Annotated in this window: 1 pseudogene; it reads right to left on the bottom strand. The window is 38.3% G+C overall.

Going from position 1 to position 1,454, the window contains the following annotated elements:
• Positions 1 to 1,454 (bottom strand): annotated as a pseudogene (locus IR022_RS19810) (hypothetical protein); the annotation flags it as partial.

Below are 1,454 nucleotides of genomic sequence, written 5' to 3'. Positions count from 1 at the left end.
CCTTGCAGATCATAAACATCAATTTGGTTTAATCCTTGTTCGCTAGAGACTTCTAACTGACTGGTTAAATAAGTAACTCTAATAAGATCCTCACTGTTAGGCTCATCAATAATACCTGAAGTTGCAGAGGATAAGCGTAGTGAGAAACGGTTTACATCGGAATATTGTCTTTCTGATTCGGTTTTACGTTGATTGAATCGATATACATTATTAGATGAGAGGTCTTGTTCTATATTTAAATACTTGTCAATTAACACGGGACTGAATCCTGTTGCTGATTTAAAGGATTCTACATTTTCAAACTCCAGGGTTAAAACATCTTTCTGATTAGAGCTTTTAATACCTAATCCTACTTCAGTTCTCTTTTCATTATAGAAGTCAATCAGATTGTATTCCTGATCTGATGAAACGATAAAGGCTTCTGTTACAGAATGGCTCGAGGGATAAATCATTTTACTTATTCCCGAAGATGCTGTTGTTTCTTCTGCTTTTAATATTGCATAATCAGAAGTTTTATTACGACTATCCGTAGCTCTAATATAGAGTGAGTTACCTGAATCGTCAGAGAGACTTGTAACTGAGCGTGTTTGATTGCTTACTTCTGTTAAAGCATATGTACCTTCTAGGGGATATACCAGATCGGCACTTGTTAGTCCTTCGGCCAGAGTTATAACAATAGCTTGAAGTGCTGGAACTTTGTTTTCTGTTTTATATTCGTATCTTGACCATACTTGATTAGTGGGGGTCAACATGTAATAGCCTGCATCTTCTTTCAACTTTGTTCTGTTTGCTTCAAAAAACAAACGACTATTTATGGTTGCCATAAAGGGATTACCTATCATTACAGTTTTGTTGTTACTTGTGCCTGAGGTTACACGATGTGTATAGCCGGGAACGGTTACTCCGTTAACTACAATATTGGGAGCTTTATTTGTATTCTCGTCTTCAAATACAAAACGATATGCTTCATCTCCTCTTGATAGAGTGCCGATAGGTGAGGATAGTTGTTGAAGGGTCTTTTCGTCAAAATAGTAGAAACGGCTTTCTTTGCGGATCTTATTGTAAACATGTCCGGGGTGATAATCTGCCATTGTACTATTTTCAAAGTAGGGAATCTCTAATATACCTTGTAGGCCTTCTAGGTGGCGTTGATCATTATAACCTATGTTAGAATTATAACAGGCTACTTTAACTGCTAAGGCATTATTTTTTGTTGAAAGGTCTATATCATTAGAGGAAAAGGGTGTGCTGAAATCGCCTTCTACTAGTGCTCCGGTTGATGGATGTGGTGCATTATATAATGACTGCCAGGTTATTGGGTAACCGCCTAGAGCAAAGTCGCCGGAAGCCATCTTCTTTAATGGAGCTGCAAGCATGTACCATCTGTCTCGGGTTATCATTTTACTTGCAGGACCTTCTGCGTTACTGCCTGGCTGTTCGTTAGAACCTCCGGC

The sequence above is a fragment of the Dysgonomonas sp. GY617 genome, assembly GCF_015233815.1.
In the GTDB taxonomy this organism is placed as follows: Bacteria; Bacteroidota; Bacteroidia; order Bacteroidales; family Dysgonomonadaceae; genus Dysgonomonas_A.
This window is presented reverse-complemented; position numbering and strand designations above follow the sequence as displayed.